Source organism: Nostoc sp., assembly GCF_054880495.1.
Window position 1 is genome coordinate 1 of the sequence record NZ_JBTYKD010000106.1, and the last position, 17452, is coordinate 17452.

At 41.5% G+C, this 17452-nt stretch carries 13 protein-coding genes, 1 other RNA gene and 1 pseudogene; 5 read left to right on the forward strand and 10 right to left on the reverse strand.

Annotated elements, in window-relative coordinates; genetic code table 11:
- A partial coding sequence (locus ACYTXL_RS12565; protein ID WP_461925040.1) for an AAA family ATPase occupies positions 1-5625 on the reverse strand: 5625 nt, incomplete at its 3' end.
- A gap of 181 nt (positions 5626-5806) precedes the next feature.
- On the opposite strand from ACYTXL_RS12565, the gene ACYTXL_RS12570 reads away from it, so the two are divergent.
- From ACYTXL_RS12570 to ACYTXL_RS12585, 4 genes and pseudogenes are all read left to right on the forward strand, one after another.
- On the forward strand, positions 5807-6547 hold the full coding sequence (locus ACYTXL_RS12570; RefSeq protein WP_461925041.1) for a cytochrome c biogenesis protein CcdA: 741 nt from the start codon (positions 5807-5809) through the stop codon (positions 6545-6547).
- A gap of 30 nt (positions 6548-6577) precedes the next feature.
- On the forward strand, positions 6578-7978 hold the full coding sequence (locus ACYTXL_RS12575) for a cytochrome c biogenesis protein (protein ID WP_461925042.1): 1401 nt from the start codon (positions 6578-6580) through the stop codon (positions 7976-7978).
- Between the two features lie 160 nt (positions 7979-8138).
- The gene (pstS, locus tag ACYTXL_RS12580) at positions 8139-9236 is read left to right on the forward strand and encodes a phosphate ABC transporter substrate-binding protein PstS (RefSeq protein ID WP_461925043.1); all 1098 of its coding nucleotides are present in this window, start codon (positions 8139-8141) and stop codon (positions 9234-9236) included.
- 44 nt (positions 9237-9280) lie between these two features.
- Positions 9281-9481, forward strand: a pseudogene (locus ACYTXL_RS12585) (two-partner secretion domain-containing protein); the annotation flags it as partial.
- Positions 9482-9520: 39 nt separating this feature from the next.
- Here the strand turns inward: ACYTXL_RS12585 and queF are convergent.
- The 8 genes from queF to ACYTXL_RS12625 all read right to left on the reverse strand — a co-directional run bounded on the left by queF (position 9521) and on the right by ACYTXL_RS12625 (position 13753).
- Complete coding sequence (gene queF, locus ACYTXL_RS12590; protein WP_461925044.1) at positions 9521-9940, reverse strand: preQ(1) synthase; 420 nt, start codon at positions 9938-9940, stop codon at positions 9521-9523.
- 89 nt (positions 9941-10029) lie between these two features.
- Entirely contained in the window at positions 10030-10428 is a 399-nt protein-coding gene (locus tag ACYTXL_RS12595) for a hypothetical protein (RefSeq protein ID WP_461925045.1), read from the reverse strand.
- A 133-nt stretch (positions 10429-10561) separates the two neighbouring features.
- Positions 10562-10945 carry a phasin family protein gene (locus tag ACYTXL_RS12600; protein WP_461925046.1) on the reverse strand — a complete coding sequence of 128 codons (384 nt, stop codon included), beginning with the start codon at positions 10943-10945 and terminating at the stop codon, positions 10562-10564.
- Positions 10946-10970: 25 nt separating this feature from the next.
- Positions 10971-11067: signal recognition particle sRNA small type (gene ffs, locus ACYTXL_RS12605), an RNA gene on the reverse strand.
- Positions 11068-11104: 37 nt separating this feature from the next.
- Positions 11105-11371 carry a YciI family protein gene (locus ACYTXL_RS12610; RefSeq protein ID WP_461925047.1) on the reverse strand — a complete coding sequence of 89 codons (267 nt, stop codon included), beginning with the start codon at positions 11369-11371 and terminating at the stop codon, positions 11105-11107.
- Between the two features lie 300 nt (positions 11372-11671).
- On the reverse strand, positions 11672-11809 hold the full coding sequence (locus ACYTXL_RS12615; RefSeq protein ID WP_461925048.1) for a hypothetical protein: 138 nt from the start codon (positions 11807-11809) through the stop codon (positions 11672-11674).
- A gap of 331 nt (positions 11810-12140) precedes the next feature.
- Positions 12141-13025, reverse strand: a complete 885-nt coding sequence (locus tag ACYTXL_RS12620; protein ID WP_461925049.1) for a metal ABC transporter permease — start codon at positions 13023-13025, stop codon at positions 12141-12143.
- Positions 13025-13753, reverse strand: coding sequence for a metal ABC transporter ATP-binding protein (locus ACYTXL_RS12625; RefSeq protein WP_461925050.1), 729 nt, complete (start codon positions 13751-13753; stop codon positions 13025-13027). Before ACYTXL_RS12625 ends, ACYTXL_RS12620 begins: the two co-directional genes overlap by 1 nt.
- A 54-nt stretch (positions 13754-13807) precedes the next feature.
- Here ACYTXL_RS12625 and ACYTXL_RS12630 point away from each other — a divergent pair, with 54 nt between their 5' ends.
- Positions 13808-14827: a metal ABC transporter solute-binding protein, Zn/Mn family gene (locus ACYTXL_RS12630; RefSeq protein WP_461925051.1), complete on the forward strand. Its 1020-nt coding sequence runs from the start codon at positions 13808-13810 to the stop codon at positions 14825-14827.
- A 551-nt stretch (positions 14828-15378) separates the two neighbouring features.
- On the opposite strand, the gene ACYTXL_RS12635 is transcribed toward ACYTXL_RS12630, so the two are convergent.
- On the reverse strand, positions 15379-17259 hold the full coding sequence (locus ACYTXL_RS12635; RefSeq protein WP_461925052.1) for an ABC transporter ATP-binding protein: 1881 nt from the start codon (positions 17257-17259) through the stop codon (positions 15379-15381).
- Positions 17260-17452: the final 193 nt, after the last annotated feature.

The window sequence follows — 17452 nt, forward strand, 5'->3', positions numbered from 1 at the left end:
AGCGTCCACCAAATCTGGGCTAAAGCCAACTGCACGCACAATTTCCAGTTCAGTTTTACTTTCATTCACCAAAGCGACGAGGGCAGAACTGGCTCCCAAGGCAGCCATGCTTTGCTCTACAATGACTTCAGATACTTGGGCTGGTGTCAGGGATTCTGAAAGGGCAGCCGTAATCGATTGCAGACGGGCAATGCGCTCTAGAGCTATTTCTGCTCTAGTTTGTGCCTGCTGCGCTTCTTGATAAAGACGGGCATTATCGATGGCGATCGCACCTCGATGGGCAATATCTTCTGCTAGTGACAAGTCAGCCGTGCTGTAACGACGTTCTGATTCAGCAGTCACAAAAGAAATTACCCCAAAAATTCTTTCCCGTGCCATCAAGGGTAGGATTATACATGATTTTAAACCAATTTCACGCATAATCCGCAAATGTTCTGGATCTGCGATCGCTGCTGCTAGGGCTGCATCTGAAATCTCAGCTACCATTTCAGCAACTCCTGTACGCAGCACTTTAGAAACACCTTCAGGTGCATCCAAATCTCTAGGATAACGCTCATAGAGTTCCCAACCAAGCTTTACTTTCTCTGGATCACGGTGGGCAACTGCTACCCGATTAATTGATTGGTTGTCTTGCAGGAGATCAACGCCGCACCAATCGGCGAAGTAAGGCACAACTAGGTTTGCCACACTTGCTAGCGTGTTTTCGTAATCGAGGGAAGAGGCGAGCGTTGCACTGATTTTAACCAAAAACTCTGCTCGTTGCTGATCGGCTTCTGCTTCCTGTCGGGCGGTTTGCTCTTGAATCAGTTGGATACGTTCGGCTTCAGATTGTTTGCGCTCGGTGATATCCAGCACAACGCCACTCATGTATGTGGCTTTCCCTGGTTCGTTGAAAAAGGCTTTTCCCCGGCAGGATAAGTAACGGATAGTGCCGTCATCTCGAATAATTTGATATTCTAAATTATGCTCCACACCTTCGTTAATTGCTCGACTCAACGATTGAGCCAACAATCCTCGATCATCAGGATGCAGACGATTTAAAAGTGCTTCGGAAGTGCCGGCAAATGTTTCAGGTGTTAATCCAAATAGTTGATAAGTCTGCTCATCCCAGTCGAAGTGATCATTGGGAATATCCCAACTCCAAACACCGATTTGAGCAGATTTTAACGCCAAGTTGAGTTGTGCTTGGCTGTCTTCTAGACCTTGATAAAGACGAGCATTTTCTAGAGAAATGGCAATTTGAACTGTCAAGATTTCCAGTACCGAAAGTTTGTCCTGTGTAAAGGCGCTGGAGATCAGATTGTTTTCTAAATATAAAATTCCAAGTAATTTCGACTGACGATTGATCGGCAAACAAAGTACAGATTTAGGTTGTTTTTGAATTACATACTCGTCTTTTGAAAACAGATTTTGCTCAGTGGCATTCTGCAAAATCACTATTTCTTGAGTTCGCTGCACATAATTCAGCATTGATTGAGGAATAACTTCTGAAATTTCATCCTTGAATCTAGGTCGATAAACATTCAGTTTTTCTGCTTGGGGATTAACCTTAGCTTCTACTTCGATTACCAAATTTTGCTCGTGTTCAAGCAATAAATAACCGATTTCTGCTCCTACTTGCTCAATAACTATCTGCATTAATGTTTTCAATAACCGCGAAAAAACAATTTCACTAGATATAGTTTGAGAAGCTTTAACTACTGACAAAAAGTCTAAATGCTCACCTGTGGTAATAAAGGTTTCGTTAGAGATATGCTGTTGTTGTGGCAATAGCTGAGGATAGGATTCTTCGAGGTGCTTGACTTTAGCAAATGCCCCCCAGCGCATATAGGCATTTTTAGCCGCTTGCAAGTAGGTTTTAGCAATTAATTCAAACTCCCGTTCCAGGTAAAACTTAGCGCCTAGCTCATTAGCTAAAGCTTCATATTGCACAAATCCCTGCTCACGGGCTGAAGCAATTGATTGCTCATACAGGCGCATTGCTTCCAAGTCCCTACCTTGAATGCGAGCTATTTCAGCAGCTACTAATTGAGACTTATGTAAAAAGTTTGCAGCGCAGTGGTTAGCCCAGTATTGCAATTGCTGCTGATGTAATTCTAAGGTTTGCAAAAACTGTTCTTGCTCTTGATCAGATACTGTTGGATAAAGAGCCGTTAAAGTCAGGGAGTAATATAAGATATAATCTGTTTCAATTGGTAATGCCAGTGTTGTAACTGGAAAATTAGATAATTTTAAAGCAGAATTCAGTGCTTCTGTGTACTGTCGATATGTAAAAAAGATAATTAATTTAATAATGTTATAAAAAATAATTCCACTGACAAAACCTGCATTTGTAATCACAGATAGTGCGCGTGATTCATCAAAATTATCATCACTTAGAGTCAGGTTTTGGTGAGTAAGTCCACGCAGATTCATCAGTAGCATTTGCTGTAATCTGATAGTCTCATAGATAGCCTCATGTTTAGACTGGCGGGCGAAGGCGGTGTATTTTTCTAGAGATTTGTATGTATCTGCAAGTGGAGAGCCTAACTGGATAATTTGCCAGGAGCTTTGATAGCCGTTGTAGTTTGCCATCATCACATCGCCTGCTTCCACACAGCCGATAAATCCCCGCTCTAAAAAGGGAATATTGGTAGCAATATGGTTACACCAAACGTTGATATGACTTCCATGAATGTGTAGAACAACTCCTCTAAGTTTCAAGTCATGCAACTTTTCATTTAATTGAATTGTCATCTCAGAAAATGCGTAGCCTGTAGGAATATCACGGAAGATGGAAACCAATAACATCGCGTACATGCTGTAAGCAAAACAGGAATCTTCTGTATTCCCAAACTTGAGTGAGTCGTTAACTGCTTTGAGTACAACTAAGGGAAAGATATCAGGTTTACCGAGATAAGTAGGTGGGCCCAATGTCGTCAACAGACTAATCAGTGTCTTAATATTTGGATCTGGGATTACTGGAGCATTAATTAAATCAGAGACTTGTCTCTCACCTAAATTTATTAATATTTGGTTTTTCTCAATAGCGATCGCACTTTGTACTTGCTGATTAGAATCAGGGAATGTTACCCCAAAAAGTTTTAAAGCTTCTAATCCCAATGTCAGCGCCTCTTCATACCTACCTGCAACTTGATAGAGTCTGATTTGCAGTATATAAATATTAGATTTGTCTAGATGAGATTTGGCTTTTAGCAATACTAGCTCAAATAATTCTTCCGCTTGCTCTAAATTTCCTGTTAAGAATTCACATTCAGCCCGTTCTCTAAATAAAGTAAATGTTTGTGCATATTGTTCAATCCAGGCGTTTTCAGCCAAAAGATTCATGGCAAGGCTAAAAAAGTTTTTAGCAGGAATGTAAGCAGTAGAAGCTTTTGCCTTCTTCCCAGCGATTAAATTTAATCGTACCAATTCATCTTTTTCGATTTGTTCAATAATCAGATCCACGGCGAGATTAAGCTGATTAACTAAATCAAAAATTTGCTCATTCACTTGTTCATGACTAGCATTATTGAGCAAAAGTCGCCCAATCTTCAGGTGAACAGCCGACTTTGATTCATCGGCAATTAAGGCATAAGCAGCTTGTTGAACTCGATCATGGTAAAAACGAAAACGATAGTTTTTCTGGGCAGTTTCATCTGACTCAATGGAGATAATTAATCCTCTTAAAATTGCTTCAAAAAGTGCATTGGCCGTTTCTTCAATAGATTGTTCCCCAACGATCGCTAAAACTTCTAAATCAAAGCGATTGCCGATACACGAGGCTAATTTAAGCACCTCTTGAGTTACCAGGGGCAATTTTTGCATTTGCCCAATCATCAGACTGACAATATTATCTGTAATACCTTGGGCTTCAATCTCAGCTAGATTCCATTGCCAAACACCATGTTGGCGATTAAAATTCAATAAATTTTCTTGATGCAGCGTTTTGAGAAATTCATTGATAAAAAAAGGATTCCCGTCAGTTTTATGGATAATTAATTGAGCAAGGGGTTGTACTTGTTCTGCTGAACTATGTAAGGTATCAGCAATTAACTGATTTATATAGACAAGATTCAACGGCGTTAGGATAATTTCACTCGTTATTGCTCCATACTGGCGAACCTTCTCTATCATCAAATTGAAGGGATGTACAATATCTATTTCGTTATCTCGATACGCCAAAATGAAGCAGAGATACTTGATAGTAGAGCCAGTAATTACAGTTTGAATTAAATTCAAAGTAGCACTGTCTGCCCACTGCATATCATCTAAAAAAACAGTGAGTGGATGCTCTTTTTGAGCAAAGACGTTGATAAAATTCTGAAAGACTAAATTAAATCGGTTTTGAGATTCAGCAGGCCCCAACTCTGGGATAGAAGGCTGTTCTCCAACGATTAGTTCAACTTCTGGTATGACATCTGTGATTAGTCTACCATTGTTTCCTAATGCTGCTTGTATTCGCTTTTTCCAGGTAGAAAGTTGATTTTCGGGCTGTGTTAAAATTTTTCGAGCGAGTGTTTGAAAAGCTTGAACAATGGTTGAATAAGGAATATCTCGTTTGTACTGATCAAACTTACCAGAAATAAAAACCCCACGTTCTCTGACAATGGGCTTGTGAATCTCCTTCACAATAGAAGATTTCCCAACTCCAGCATAGCCAGAGACGAACACAATCTCTGGTTTTCCTTGGCTCACAACTCGCTCAAATGCTTGTAGAAGCTTTGCAATCTCTTGTTTTCGCCCATACAATTTTTGAGGAATTTGAAAGCGATCGGAGATATCTTGTTCACCCAAAATAAAGGATTGAATTTCTTTGCTTGTCTGCAATTGCTTTAAGCACCGTTCCAGATCAAATTGCAAACCTAAAGCGCTCTGATACCTATGTTCAGCAACCTTCGACAGCAATTTCATAATTATCTCACAGAGCATCTGGGGAATATCAGAGTTCAGCTTTGTAAGGGATAGCGGAGATTTGGCAATATGACAATGCACCCACTCTAAAGGGTCTTTGCCTTGAAATGGTAGCTGACCTGTGAGCATCTCATAAAAGGTGACTCCCAGAGAATACAAATCGCTGCGATGGTCAATTCCTCGATTCATCCGCCCGGTTTGCTCAGGTGACAAATAAGGTAAACTGCCTTCAATGCGATTAGAACTGCTAACTATTTGCTGTTGGTATGGAATGAAAGCAGCAATTCCAAAATCGACAATTTTAACCTGATTAGTTTCGAGGTTAACTAAGATATTTTGCGGTTTAATATCCTTGTGGACAATATGATGAGTGTGGATTTGTGCAAGTTTACTGCTAATTTCAATGGCAATCTTCAGAAACGGAACAGGCTGTTGAAATTGGTCGAGCAAATGGTCGAGCGATCGCCCGCCAAAATCCTCCATAATTAAATAAGGGATTCCCTGGTGCATCTCTAAGGCGTAAGCAATGAGGGCTGCTGTGGTGTTCAACCTTTGAGCGATCGCATACTCATGCTTGAGTTGTTCAATATTATTCGGTGTACACTGTTCTGGACGTAGCCCTTTGATAATTACCGGACACTGATCTTTAAGCTTAATTCCACGGTATATGACTGCTTTTACCCCTGCTTTTAACAAAGTTACAATTTCAAATCCGGGTAATGCAATCATCATGCCAAATACTCCAGGCGTGCTTCTTCAGGGATAATGTGAGATTAATTGTATTTTAGATACATTTCTTTGCCCAGGTTAAATTTAGATGATATCAGGTTCAGATAATGAATTCTACTGACTCTATAGCCAAAAATAAGCTACAATTCAAGCATAGTAAGCATTTGCCGCTCAGAAACTTTCCATGCTTGATAACCTGCAAACCCAAATTTACCAACTAGAACAATTTGCCAACAGCCTTGTTTCTAACCAACTAACACACCTGAGCGTAGCGAGTATTGGTATCATTTTTGCAGCTGGCTTACTCACCAGTCTCACACCCTGTATGCTTTCTATGCTGCCAATTACCATTGGTTACATCGGTGGGTATGAAGCGAAAAGCCGTCTGCAAGCAGCTGCCCAATCAACTTGGTTTGCTTTCGGATTAGCAACTACATTGGCAGGGCTAGGAATTATAGCAGCTTTTGTGGGAAAAGTCTACGGTCAAATAGGAATTGGTTTGCCGATTATCGTCAGTATGATCGCCATTCTCATGGGGCTGAACTTATTAGAAGCACTACCTCTGCAATTTCCCTCCTTGGGTGAAACGAATTGGATTTCGCCAGATTTACCACCGGGATTGCGTTCCTATTTGCTGGGGCTGACTTTTGGCTTAGTTGCATCTCCTTGTAGCACGCCTGTTTTAGCCAGCTTACTAAGTTGGATTGCTAATACACAAGACTTAATTTTAGGCGGTGTTTTGCTACTTTCTTACACAGCCGGTTATGTAGCACCCTTGATTTTGGCGGGTACTTTTACAGCTTCAATTAAAAAGTTACTCGAATTGCGACGCTGGTCTGGTTGGATTAACCCAGTTAGCGGGGCGCTGTTGGTAGGATTCGGTGTATTTTCCTTAATTTCTCGGATTCCCCTTGGCAGTTTTTAATATCAACACCTTTTTTAGATTTTACACCTAATGACTTTAGAAGATTCAGCATCAAAAGAATTAAAATGGTGGGCGATACCTGGGCAGTTCTTACGGCAAGAGCTTTTGCCTGTATTGACTAACTTACGACTAGCGATCGCACTACTGCTATTGATTGCAATCTTTAGCTCCACCGGGACTGTAATTGAACAAAGTCAGTCACCTGCATTTTACCAAGCTAACTACCCAGAACATCCAGCTTTATTTGGTTTCTTAACTTGGAAGGTAATTCAGGTAGTTGGGTTAGACCACGTATATCGTACTTGGTGGTTTTTGGCATTACTCATCTTATTTGGCACTAGCTTAACTGCTTGTTCATTTACCCGTCAGTTACCAGCCTTAAAAGCTGCCCAGCGCTGGAAATATTATGAAGAACCACGGCAATTTCAAAAGTTAGCTTTGAGTGCAGAACTAGATACTGGTTCCCTGAATTCTCTCAATCAAATATTACAGAAACGCCGGTATAAAATTTTTCCAGATCAAGAAAAAGAAAATCTACTCTACGCCCGCAAGGGAATAGTCGGACGCATCGGGCCAATTATCGTTCATATTGGCATCGTCGCTATTTTGCTAGGGGGAATTTGGGGGGCAATGACTGGATTTCTTGCTCAAGAAATGGTTGCCAGTGGCAATACATTTAAAGTGACAAATATTGTAGATGCTGGACCCTTAGCAGCAGCCCAAGTCCCAAAAGATTGGTCTGTGCGAGTCAATCGTTTTTGGATTGACTACACTGCATCTGGCGGCATTAACCAATTTTATTCAGATTTGTCTGTCTTAAATAATCAGGGAAAGGAAGTTGATCACAAAAAGATTTTTGTCAACGAGCCTTTGCGCTATCATGGCGTAACTTTGTACCAAACTGATTGGGGAATTGCTGCTGTTCGCGTCCAATTTAACAACAGCCCAATTTTTCAGTTACCGATGGCAAAATTGAACACCAACGGTAACGGGCGCATTTGGGGAACCTGGGTTCCGACAAAACCGGATTTGAGTGAAGGTGTTTCCCTGTTAGCCAAAGACTTGCAAGGGATGGTATTAATTTATGATGCCACTGGCAAACTCGTTGATACTGTCCGCGCTGGGATGTTCACCGAAGTTAATGGCGTGAAGCTGAAAATTATCGAAGTCATTGGTAGCACTGGCTTACAAATTAAAGCCGATCCAGGTATACCAATAGTTTACTCAGGGTTTGGTTTGCTAATGCTGGGTGTAGTGATGAGTTACTTCTCCCACTCACAAATATGGGCATTGCAAAAAGGCGATCGCTTGTATGTTGGTGGCAAAACTAATCGCGCCCAAGTTGCTTTTGAACAAGAGATTTTAGAGATTTTAGATCGCCTAAGTTCACAGTCAAAAGGTGAAGAGAAAGAAACAGCAATTAAAGTTTAAACCCATAGGAACGCAAATTAAACCTCTGCGTTCCTCTGCATTTCCCTTCTCTGCGAGACGCTTTGGGAATGCGCCCCTCTGCGTTTAAAAGTAACTTATTACAATTAATCACACCCACACAGCTACAAATTGGTAAATCACAAGAGGTATTTATTAAACATTGAAACAAAAGATTTCTATATCTGCTCAACTTCAATCCCAGCGACGCATTTACCTTCTATCCCTAATCGCTATCTTGTTGACTATCCTTTCTTGCACAGCCAATCAGAAAAACATAAAGCGTATTTCCCTCATTGGTGTCGGCGCAAGTTTTCCCGCGCCTTTGTACGAGCGCTGGCTTTTAGATTACAACCAGAAAAATCCCAATGTGGAAATTAACTATCAAGCAATAGGGAGCAGTGCAGGAGTGCAACAGCTCATCGAAGGTACTGTAGACTTTGCAGCTAGTGATGTGGGAATTACAAATGAAGAAGCAGCCAAGATAAAACGCGGAGTCATTGCTTTACCTCTAACTGCCGGTTCTATTGTGCTGGCTTATAACCTCACACCAATTGCACACCAGTCGCCCCAAGTCAAAGTGCCAACTGCTCTCAGGCTACCACGCCAAGTTTACGTAGATATCTTCCTCGGAAAAATTACAAATTGGAATCATCCTAGAATAGCCGCAGCTAATGCAGGCGTAAGTTTGCCCGATTTACCGATTCAGCTTGTACACCGAACTGATGGTAGTGGAACTACGAGCGTGTTAACGCAACACTTAAGTGCTATAAGTCCAGAATGGAAAAGCAAAGTTGGGGCTGGTAAATCTGTAGCCTGGCAAGTGGGAATTGGTGGAAAGGGTAACGAAGGTGTTACCGCCCTGATTCAACAGATACCAGGAGCTATTGGCTATGTAGAGTATATTTACGCAAAACAAAATAAACTTCCTGTGGCAGCTTTAGAAAATAAATCTGGTAATTATATTACGGCGACACCAGAATCTGTAGCTCAAACCTTAGAAGCAGTGAAATTACCCGCCGATAACTTGATTACTTTTATCACCGATCCTACCGATGCCCAGTCTTATCCTATCGTCACTTACAGCTGGCTTTTAACTTATCACCAATATCCAAACCGAGTCAAAGCTCAAGCGCTAAAAAACTTTGTTGATTGGGCTTTGACTGAGGGGCAAAAATCCAGTTTGGAACTTGGATATATTCCTTTGTCTAAAAAAGTTGTAATTCAAGTGCAATCTGCTGTTAAGCAGATTGCAGAATAAATATAGCAAGTATTAAATGTTAGTTGCAGATATCCTTTTAAAATAATGCTTATTTTAATAATACTGTAGATATTCAAAATATCATTAGCCGAGTTACGGGTGGGTCAGCTTCTAATATTGATGGGTTAATTCGTGATAATGCTCACGCTAATTTGTTTTTGATAAATCCGAAAGGGATTATTTTTACCCCGCGTGCGAGGCTGAATGTTCAAGGTTCTTTTGTTGCGACTACAGCAAATGCGATCGCATTGGACTAAAGTCCTCTCTAAAAGCCAAAGTTTTCATTATGGGTACTTATGATGACGTACTTCAATCACGGTATGTACATTCCCGCGAGGCGTAAAATCTGCTTTCACCGTGACTTCCAAGGGGTCACAAGCAGCGACAAAATCATCCAAAATTTGATTAGCAGATTCTTCGTGAGAAATGTAGCGATCGCGATAACTATTAATATAAAGCTTAAGCGCCTTCAATTCTACTACTCGTTCATCAGGCACATAGGTAACATAAATTGTCGCAAAGTCAGGATAACCGGAAAACGGACATTTACAAGTAAATTCCGGCAAAGTAATGTTAATGTCATATCGCCTCCCCACACGCGGATTCGGAAAGGTAATTAGTTTACCTTCCGCAATGTCGCGTTCGCCATACTTGATTTCTTGGCTTGCCTGGGATACACTTTCACGTAATTTATCAGTTGTCATCGGTTATTTTACTTGTATTTACGTTAGTAATTTTATAACTTCTTAACTCCTGTACAGACGCGATTAATCGCGTCTCTCCAAACTCCCCCTCAATACTCTTCCTTCTCCCAATCTGGACAATTCTCATCTTGACAACCGTGGGGATGCATAGCACAAACTAACAAATTACCATTATAAACTTGCCCGTGGTAGTGACTACAGCCGATACAGGCAGGATTTTTTTCGGCAGTGGGTTCAACTGAATAAGGAAAACCCGGATCTACATCTGCTACAATGTCTTCCAGTTCCCAGTAAGCTTCTAATATTGGTTCAGCAAAATCCTGTAAATACTGATCGACTTCAGTGACAATGTTCGGGACTTGCTCGGTCATTTCTTCCGTTAGCTCAAAAAAAGCGTCTACCATTTCACTCATTCCCAGGAAGAAACGCTCTACTTCATCAGCCACTGTTTCGACAATTTCTACTAAATCTTTTTGCCACTGTTCCATAAACTTGACGGCATTACAGGCTATAAACAAGACGGTTTGTGCTATCTGGCTTGAAGCACTAGAGTACACACTAGGCAATGTATCTTATCAAGTTTCTATCTGAAGTGATATTTCGATCAAAGAATGCTTTTTATTAATCGCGTTGCAATCGTTTTAACTCGTCTTGCAGCTTTAGCACTTCATCGCGTAATTTATCCACGTTCTCATCAACTGATGCCTCTTTCACAGTTGGTTCTTCATCTTCCTCTAAAATTTCTATGCGGCGAGGTTGGGAAGGGGGTGTTTTCTCAGAGGTTTCACCAGATGCTTGGGGCTGTTGGGCTTGCTTCATCATATCTTCAACGAAGCGGCGGGCTTCTTCGGTGTTCATTTCGCCCTTTGCCACCATTTCATCTGCCAGTTTTTGGACTTGCGATCGCACTTGGGCTAATTTTCCCCCTGCTTTCTCACCTGCGTAAGAAGCTAATCCAACACCGAGGTAAAAAGCTTTTTGAACAATATCTCCAAAACCAGGCATTGTTGGTAAATGCTCCTAAAAATAGGGCGACCCGGAGACTACGCCTACCACAAGCCTCCCGTGTTGCTGCTACCTTCCGGTTCTGACAAGATTTGGGTGTTGCGATCGCATAGATCCAGGTCTTTTAAAAGCATAACATTAAAAGTCAGTAAGTGTATATTATTCCATAACAATTCGCCATTCATAAAGTTGATAGTTGACGCAGCCGTGTTGCACCAAGGGGTCATTAGCTACAATCGCTTCTGCTTCATCCATTGAGGCTGCCTCAAACAGCAACATCCCGCCTCTTTGCTCAGCCCAATACCCTGTTCGCGCTTTGTGTCCTTTAGCAATCAAGTCTTGAATGTAGGCTTTGTGAGCAGTTACATATTGGTCAAAGGTAGGTTTATCTACTTTGCCTTCTTCAATCTTTACAAACCACGGCATCAGCTTCTTAACTCCAGTTACGACGGACTTACTACTCAATTTTTTAATATTTTGAGTAGCTTTTGAGTAGCAATATACACGAACTACAGCGATTTCTTTCTCATAGGGGGATTTCCAACAAATAAATTACTACTACCTGTGGGGTGGGCATCTTGCCCGCCTTAGGTTATGGGCGGGCGAGACGCCATTGGTGTCAACCTAAGCCAAAACCCTTTTAAAACCTCGTTTCCAGGCAGAGGCTGGAAACGCATCTCATTGCGGCAGAGCCGCAAGTCTTGAGGCGGAGCCTCTCGGAATGCATTAAGAGTCGGAGACTGGGAACGAGACAATCTCTAAATAAAGTCGCTCTAACTCCTGTTTATGCTGTTCTTTAAGTGCTGCGATCGCTTCCGTATACTCTTTTAGATATGTATGTGGTGACACAATTGCGTCAGTCAAATAAGTGTTTCCTCATCAAGAGGATTTCATCTACCGCTTGCCATTCAAATCGGTCGATGGCGGTGAAGGTTTCCTGGATGCTGATGTTGAGGTGCCGTAATCAAGTGCTGTTGTTTGTTCTGTTTCTAGTATCAGCATATTTCTTGTTCACTATGAGGGGTTGATGATTTTATCGTTGCCAAGGGGCAGCCGGCATTTGACGCACTCTACAATACGGCTGTTGCACTGGAATTATGGGAAATCAAGCTGTTTACCTTGTTGACTTACCCGCCGTCAATTGCACTTAACCAACGATTTCTCAGTCATCTTCTCGTTCCGGAAGGCGAAAAACTCATTTCCTCTTTTGAGATTTGAACTGGCTAAATAGCCTAGCCCAACGATGAGCAATTTCTAGTCTGGTCAAAATTCCCTGCGTAGGACTAAAAAATAATGCTAATAAAAATAGTCCGGTAACAACTAAAACTATAGCCGCACCTGATGGCACATTCAAATAGTAGCTAATATACATTCCAGTTACACTGCTAATTACACCAATAACTGCGCCTAATTGCATCATTTGGTGTAACTCTTTCACTACTAAATAAGCTGTAATTCCTGGGCCAATCAGCAGCGAAACAACTAAAACTACACCCACAGTTTGCATACTAGCAATAATCGTCAAGGTAATAGCACCAGTTAAACCAAAATGAATCCAATTAATTGGCAAACCGCTCGCTTGAGCGCCAAGTGGGTCAAAAGTATAAAATAGCAATTCTTTGTAAAATAGCTTAATTAAAAGCAAAACAATAACTGTGATAATTACAGTTCGCTTTACATCATCTGTAGTTACACCCAAGATGTCACCAAATAAAAATTCATGTAGGTCTAATTTACTTTTTAATAGGGTAATCAGCATGATGCCCAAGGCTAAAAATCCCGAAAAAACTAACGCCATTGCTGCATCAACTTTGATGCGAGATTGGGATTGAATCCAAGCTATTACAAAGGTGCTGAGAGTTCCAGATAGAAATGCACCTAAGAAAATATCAATACCTAAGAAAAAAGCTATAGCGAGTCCTGGTAAAACGGCATGAGCAATCACATCTCCTAGTAATCCCATGCGTTGAACAATCAGATAAGTACCGACAACAGCGCAAAGAATACCCAACATAATTGCTGTACCAAGTGCCCCACGCATGAACTCGAAACTTAAGGGTTCAATTAGCCAATTTAACATTAGACTACTTCCCTATTCAATATAAATATACTATCTCCATAGGCACGTTGAATATTATCTGCTGTCATGACTTCTTTGAGTGAACCAGTGGCAATTATTTGTTTATTTAATAATAGTAACTGGTCACAATTGTTCAAAGGTTTTCCCAAATCATGAGTGATTACTAGTAAAATCTTGCCTTGCGATTTCAGTTCCTCAAACACATCAAGCATGATGGCTTCTGTTTTTTTATCAATCCCAACAAATGGTTCATCAAAGAATAATAATTCGGCTTGTTGAGCTAAAGCTCGTGCTAAAAATACTCGCTGCTGTTGTCCGCCTGATAATTCTCCAATCTGACGCGATCGCAACTCTAACATCCCCACCCTCGCCAGAGCATCTTTAACTATTTCTTGAGATGACCGTGAAGGTGCGCGAAACCATCCTGTATGCACAGTTCGCGCCATCAGCACCACATTCCAAACTGTTATCGGATAATCCCAGTCAATTTGCGATCGCTGTGGTACATACGCAACAGAACTTAATTGTTGTTTCAAAGGGCGAGATCGAAACTTCACAACTCCACTCGTAGTTGGTACTAAACCCAAAATCGCCTTCATCATCGTGCTTTTACCAGCACCATTCGGGCCAATTACACCCACAATCTGTCCCGGTAAGGAGCGGAAACTCACATCCTCAACCGCCGTGACTCCCCGGTAGTTTACAGCTAAATCTTTAACCTCTAACATAAATTTACCATTTATATGATAATGATAATCACTATAACTTAAGTAATCAGATTTATGATATCTTACAAACTACGATTGAAATCCCTAACGGCTCTTGCCTTAACGTGTGGGGTACTGGGATGTAGTCCAACATCCCAAACCAGCCAATCGACTCCCACGCCTCCTGATAATCCCTCTGCTATTCAAACTGGGACTTCACCGGCGCCAAAAGCTAATGGGAAAAGTCTGTTAGTAGTCGCCACCAACACCGTTGCTTGTGGCTTAACGAAAGAAATCGCAGGAGATAGCATTGACCTTAAATGTTTAATTGACCCAGGTTCAGATCCCCACATATACCAACCGAAGCCGGAGGATAGCAAAGCAATTGAGCGGGCTAAATTAATTCTCTACGGTGGCTACAATTTTGAACCTGGTTTAATCAAGCTAATTAAAGCTACTTCAAATCCTGCTCCCAAGGTGGCTGTAGATGAAGTTGCAGTCCCCAAACCTCAACAGTTTGAAGATGATGGTAAAACTGTTACCGACCCCCATGTATGGCACAATGCCCAGAATGGCATAGCAATAGCACAGGTGATTTCCCAAGAATTAATAAAGGTAGCCCCAAATAATGCTGCAACCTATACCAGCAAAATGCAAAAACTCACAAATGAAATCAGCCAGATAGATAGATGGATTAAATCGCAGATTGCGACAATTCCACCCAAGCAACGCAAATTAGTCACAACCCATGATGCTTTCGGTTACTATTCCAAAGCTTATGGAATTCCGATTAAAGGGGCGCTAGGGGGTATTAGCACAGAGGAAGCGCCCACACCCGCACGCATAGCCGCACTAGCGAATGAGATTAAAAAAGAGGGTGTACCGACGATTTTTGCAGAGACGACAATTAACCCGAAACTCATACAGGCTGTAGCAAAAGAAGCAAAGGTTAAGGTTTCAGACCGAGAATTGTTTGCTGATGGTTTGGGCGAAAAAGGAACAGAGGGTGAGACTTACCAAGGAATGTTAATTGCCAATACACGGACGATTGTTGAAGGTTTAGGAGGGAAGTATACAGCGTTTCAGCCTAAATAATAGCTTGAATTTTTCTCGCACCTTGAGATTCTAAAAATAATTATCCTTTAGATTAAGGCAATCCAAAAACAAAATATTTTTGGTGCGATAAGCAGTAAGTAAACTTACTACTTCCCTAAGCTACATTAGTAGCTTAGGGAAGTTTTTATATAATTAAATTTCATCTAAGTTGAGAACCTTAGTTTTCGCCCTCACCCTAAATCCCTCTCCCATATCTGGGAGAGGGACTTTGAAATTCTGGCGCCCCTTCTCCCAAATCTGGGAGAAGGGGTTGGGGGATGAGGGCAAATCCTTTTGATCACCGAAGAACTACAGGTTTCAAGATAGACGTGGTTTATATGTGAATTTAATTTGCTTCTGTTTGTGACGTACTCCACACACTCCCAATGAGGGTGACTGTGGTGCTGCTGATCCAGCTAAATCTAAGTTGATGATGTATCAAAAAAATATCTATCATCCAGGTTCTATAACTGATTTTCTCTCATTTGTGAGAAATCCAGGAGATAGCGAAGCGATCGCTATTTTCCACTTACGATTATTCGGAAAATATCCTAACTTCCCAACATCTGCAAGTTATGTAAAGTGGCATAAAGCCCTCCTTGGCGCAGCAGTTGATCATGACTTCCCTGTTCGGTTAATTCGCCACGCTTCAAAACAAAAATCCGGTCTACATTCCGAATCGTAGACAGGCGGTGAGCGATAATAATGGCGGTACGTCTGAGTAAAAGCTGGTTTAATGCCTCTTGAACTAAAGCTTCTGTGCCAACATCTAAACTAGCGGTAGCTTCATCTAATACCAAAATTTGGGGATTACGAATGGCAGCCCGCGCAAAGGCTAAAAGTTGCTTTTGACCACTAGAAATATTTGTACCCCGTTCTCGAAGTTGAGTATCATAGCCTTGGGGTAGTTCTTTGATAAACTGGGCAATGTTGGTTTGCTCTGCTGCTTGTTGAATCTGTTCAATGCTATAGCCATCTCCTAAAGAAATGTTGCTTTTAACATCGCCAGCAAACAAAAAGCCTTCTTGGAAAATTACAGCCATGTAACGCCGTAGTTCTGCTTGTGGTACTTCCCGAATATCAACGCCATCTATGAGAATGCGTCCTTGGGTGGGTTCGTAGAGGCGGCACAAAAGACGGATGATCGAGGTTTTACCCGCACCTGTGGGGCCGACTAATGCCACTTTTTCACCAGGATGAATGGTGAAATCTAAGTCTTTAATTACGTAATCATCATTTTTGTAAGCAAACCAGACATGATCAAAGCGAATTTCTCCCAGTTCTGGCGGGGAAGTGACATCTGGGGATTCTAGATTTGCAACTATCTCGTCTATGTAGCCAAATTTAGCATCAAATATTGAGAAACGGACATTAGCGCGATCGCGGATTTCTATGGGTTCATCTAATATATTGCCTACGCGTTCAATGGCAGTGAAACCAGCTTGAATTACCGTAAATTTTTCGGCAAAAGCCCTTAAAGGGTCAAATAATCGCTGGGCATACAAGATAAATGCAGATAAATTACCGAAAGTCAAGTTTTTTCCCAACAGCAACGAACCACCCACCACCAAAACACCTGCGATCGCAATCAGTCCAATCCATTCTAAGGTTGCTGAAACAAATGAATCATAAAAGATGGTTTGATCCATTTGCTGAGTGTAGCGCTGGTTCGTGGCACGAAACAATTCGGCATTAAACTTTTCTCTACGGAACAACTGCACGATGTTAATCCCAACTACATTCTCTTGTAGCTGTGAATTCATGATCGAAAGTTCTTCCCGCCCTTTGTAATTGGCTTTGCGGTACTGTTGCTGAATGTAAACAATTACCCAGGTAATTGGGAACAACATCAATAACAGTAAGCAAGCGAGTTGCCATTGAATCGAAAACATTAGACTCAAAATCACCAGCATCGAAAAAAAATCGGATATAATGCCAATTGCCCCAGTAGAAAAGACATCGCCTAACACTTCCACATCGCTGGTGATTCTGGTAATTAATTTACCTACGGGTGTGCGGTCAAAAAAGCTTACTGCTAGAGATGTCACATGCTGAAATAAGTCTTGGCGAATTGCTGCGGTGATTTGTTGCCCTAGCTTTTGGACTATATAACCTTGGAAAATTGTCAACATCAATTGGATTGCGATCGCAATTACCAATAATCCTTCCAGGATATTTATCCCTTGTGACAAGGGGCGATTCCTGAGAAATTCGTAAGTGCTTGGTTCATTGCGAATCAGGGAGATAACTTGGCCAATCAACAACGGTTGTACCGCATTAGCTAGCGCGATCGGTACGAGTAGGCACAACGAGAGCGTTAACAGTCGTCTGTTACGACGGGCGTAAGGCACTAAACGCAAAAACAACCGCCAGTCATTCTCAGGGCGACGGTCTTGCGTATAAGATTTTTTGATAAATTGGTAGATGCTCATAATAAGAGCATTATATTGATCTTTGTAAAATAATACGCTTGTTTAAAGATTACAAGATATGGAGCGTGTTGGAGCACCAGTAAAATTCGGCTCAGTTAATTCTATTAACACCTCAAACACCTAAAAATCGAACCATCATTGAATTTACTATAAAAAAGGGGGGTGGGGAAGGGGCAACCGTCGGCTGCCCCTT

Coding starts and splice junctions, on each gene's coding strand:
- ACYTXL_RS12570 (WP_461925041.1), top strand. CDS start 5,807: ATGCTTGATAACCTGCAAACCCAAATTTACCAACTAGAACAATTTGCC.
- ACYTXL_RS12575 (WP_461925042.1), top strand. CDS start 6,578: ATGACTTTAGAAGATTCAGCATCAAAAGAATTAAAATGGTGGGCGATA.
- queF (WP_461925044.1), bottom strand. CDS start 9,940: ATGACAACTGATAAATTACGTGAAAGTGTATCCCAGGCAAGCCAAGAA.
- ACYTXL_RS12595 (WP_461925045.1), bottom strand. CDS start 10,428: ATGGAACAGTGGCAAAAAGATTTAGTAGAAATTGTCGAAACAGTGGCT.
- ACYTXL_RS12600 (WP_461925046.1), bottom strand. CDS start 10,945: ATGCCTGGTTTTGGAGATATTGTTCAAAAAGCTTTTTACCTCGGTGTT.
- ACYTXL_RS12610 (WP_461925047.1), bottom strand. CDS start 11,371: ATGCCGTGGTTTGTAAAGATTGAAGAAGGCAAAGTAGATAAACCTACC.
- ACYTXL_RS12620 (WP_461925049.1), bottom strand. CDS start 13,025: ATGTTAAATTGGCTAATTGAACCCTTAAGTTTCGAGTTCATGCGTGGG.
- ACYTXL_RS12625 (WP_461925050.1), bottom strand. CDS start 13,753: ATGTTAGAGGTTAAAGATTTAGCTGTAAACTACCGGGGAGTCACGGCG.
- ACYTXL_RS12630 (WP_461925051.1), top strand. CDS start 13,808: ATGATATCTTACAAACTACGATTGAAATCCCTAACGGCTCTTGCCTTA.
- ACYTXL_RS12635 (WP_461925052.1), bottom strand. CDS start 17,259: ATGAGCATCTACCAATTTATCAAAAAATCTTATACGCAAGACCGTCGC.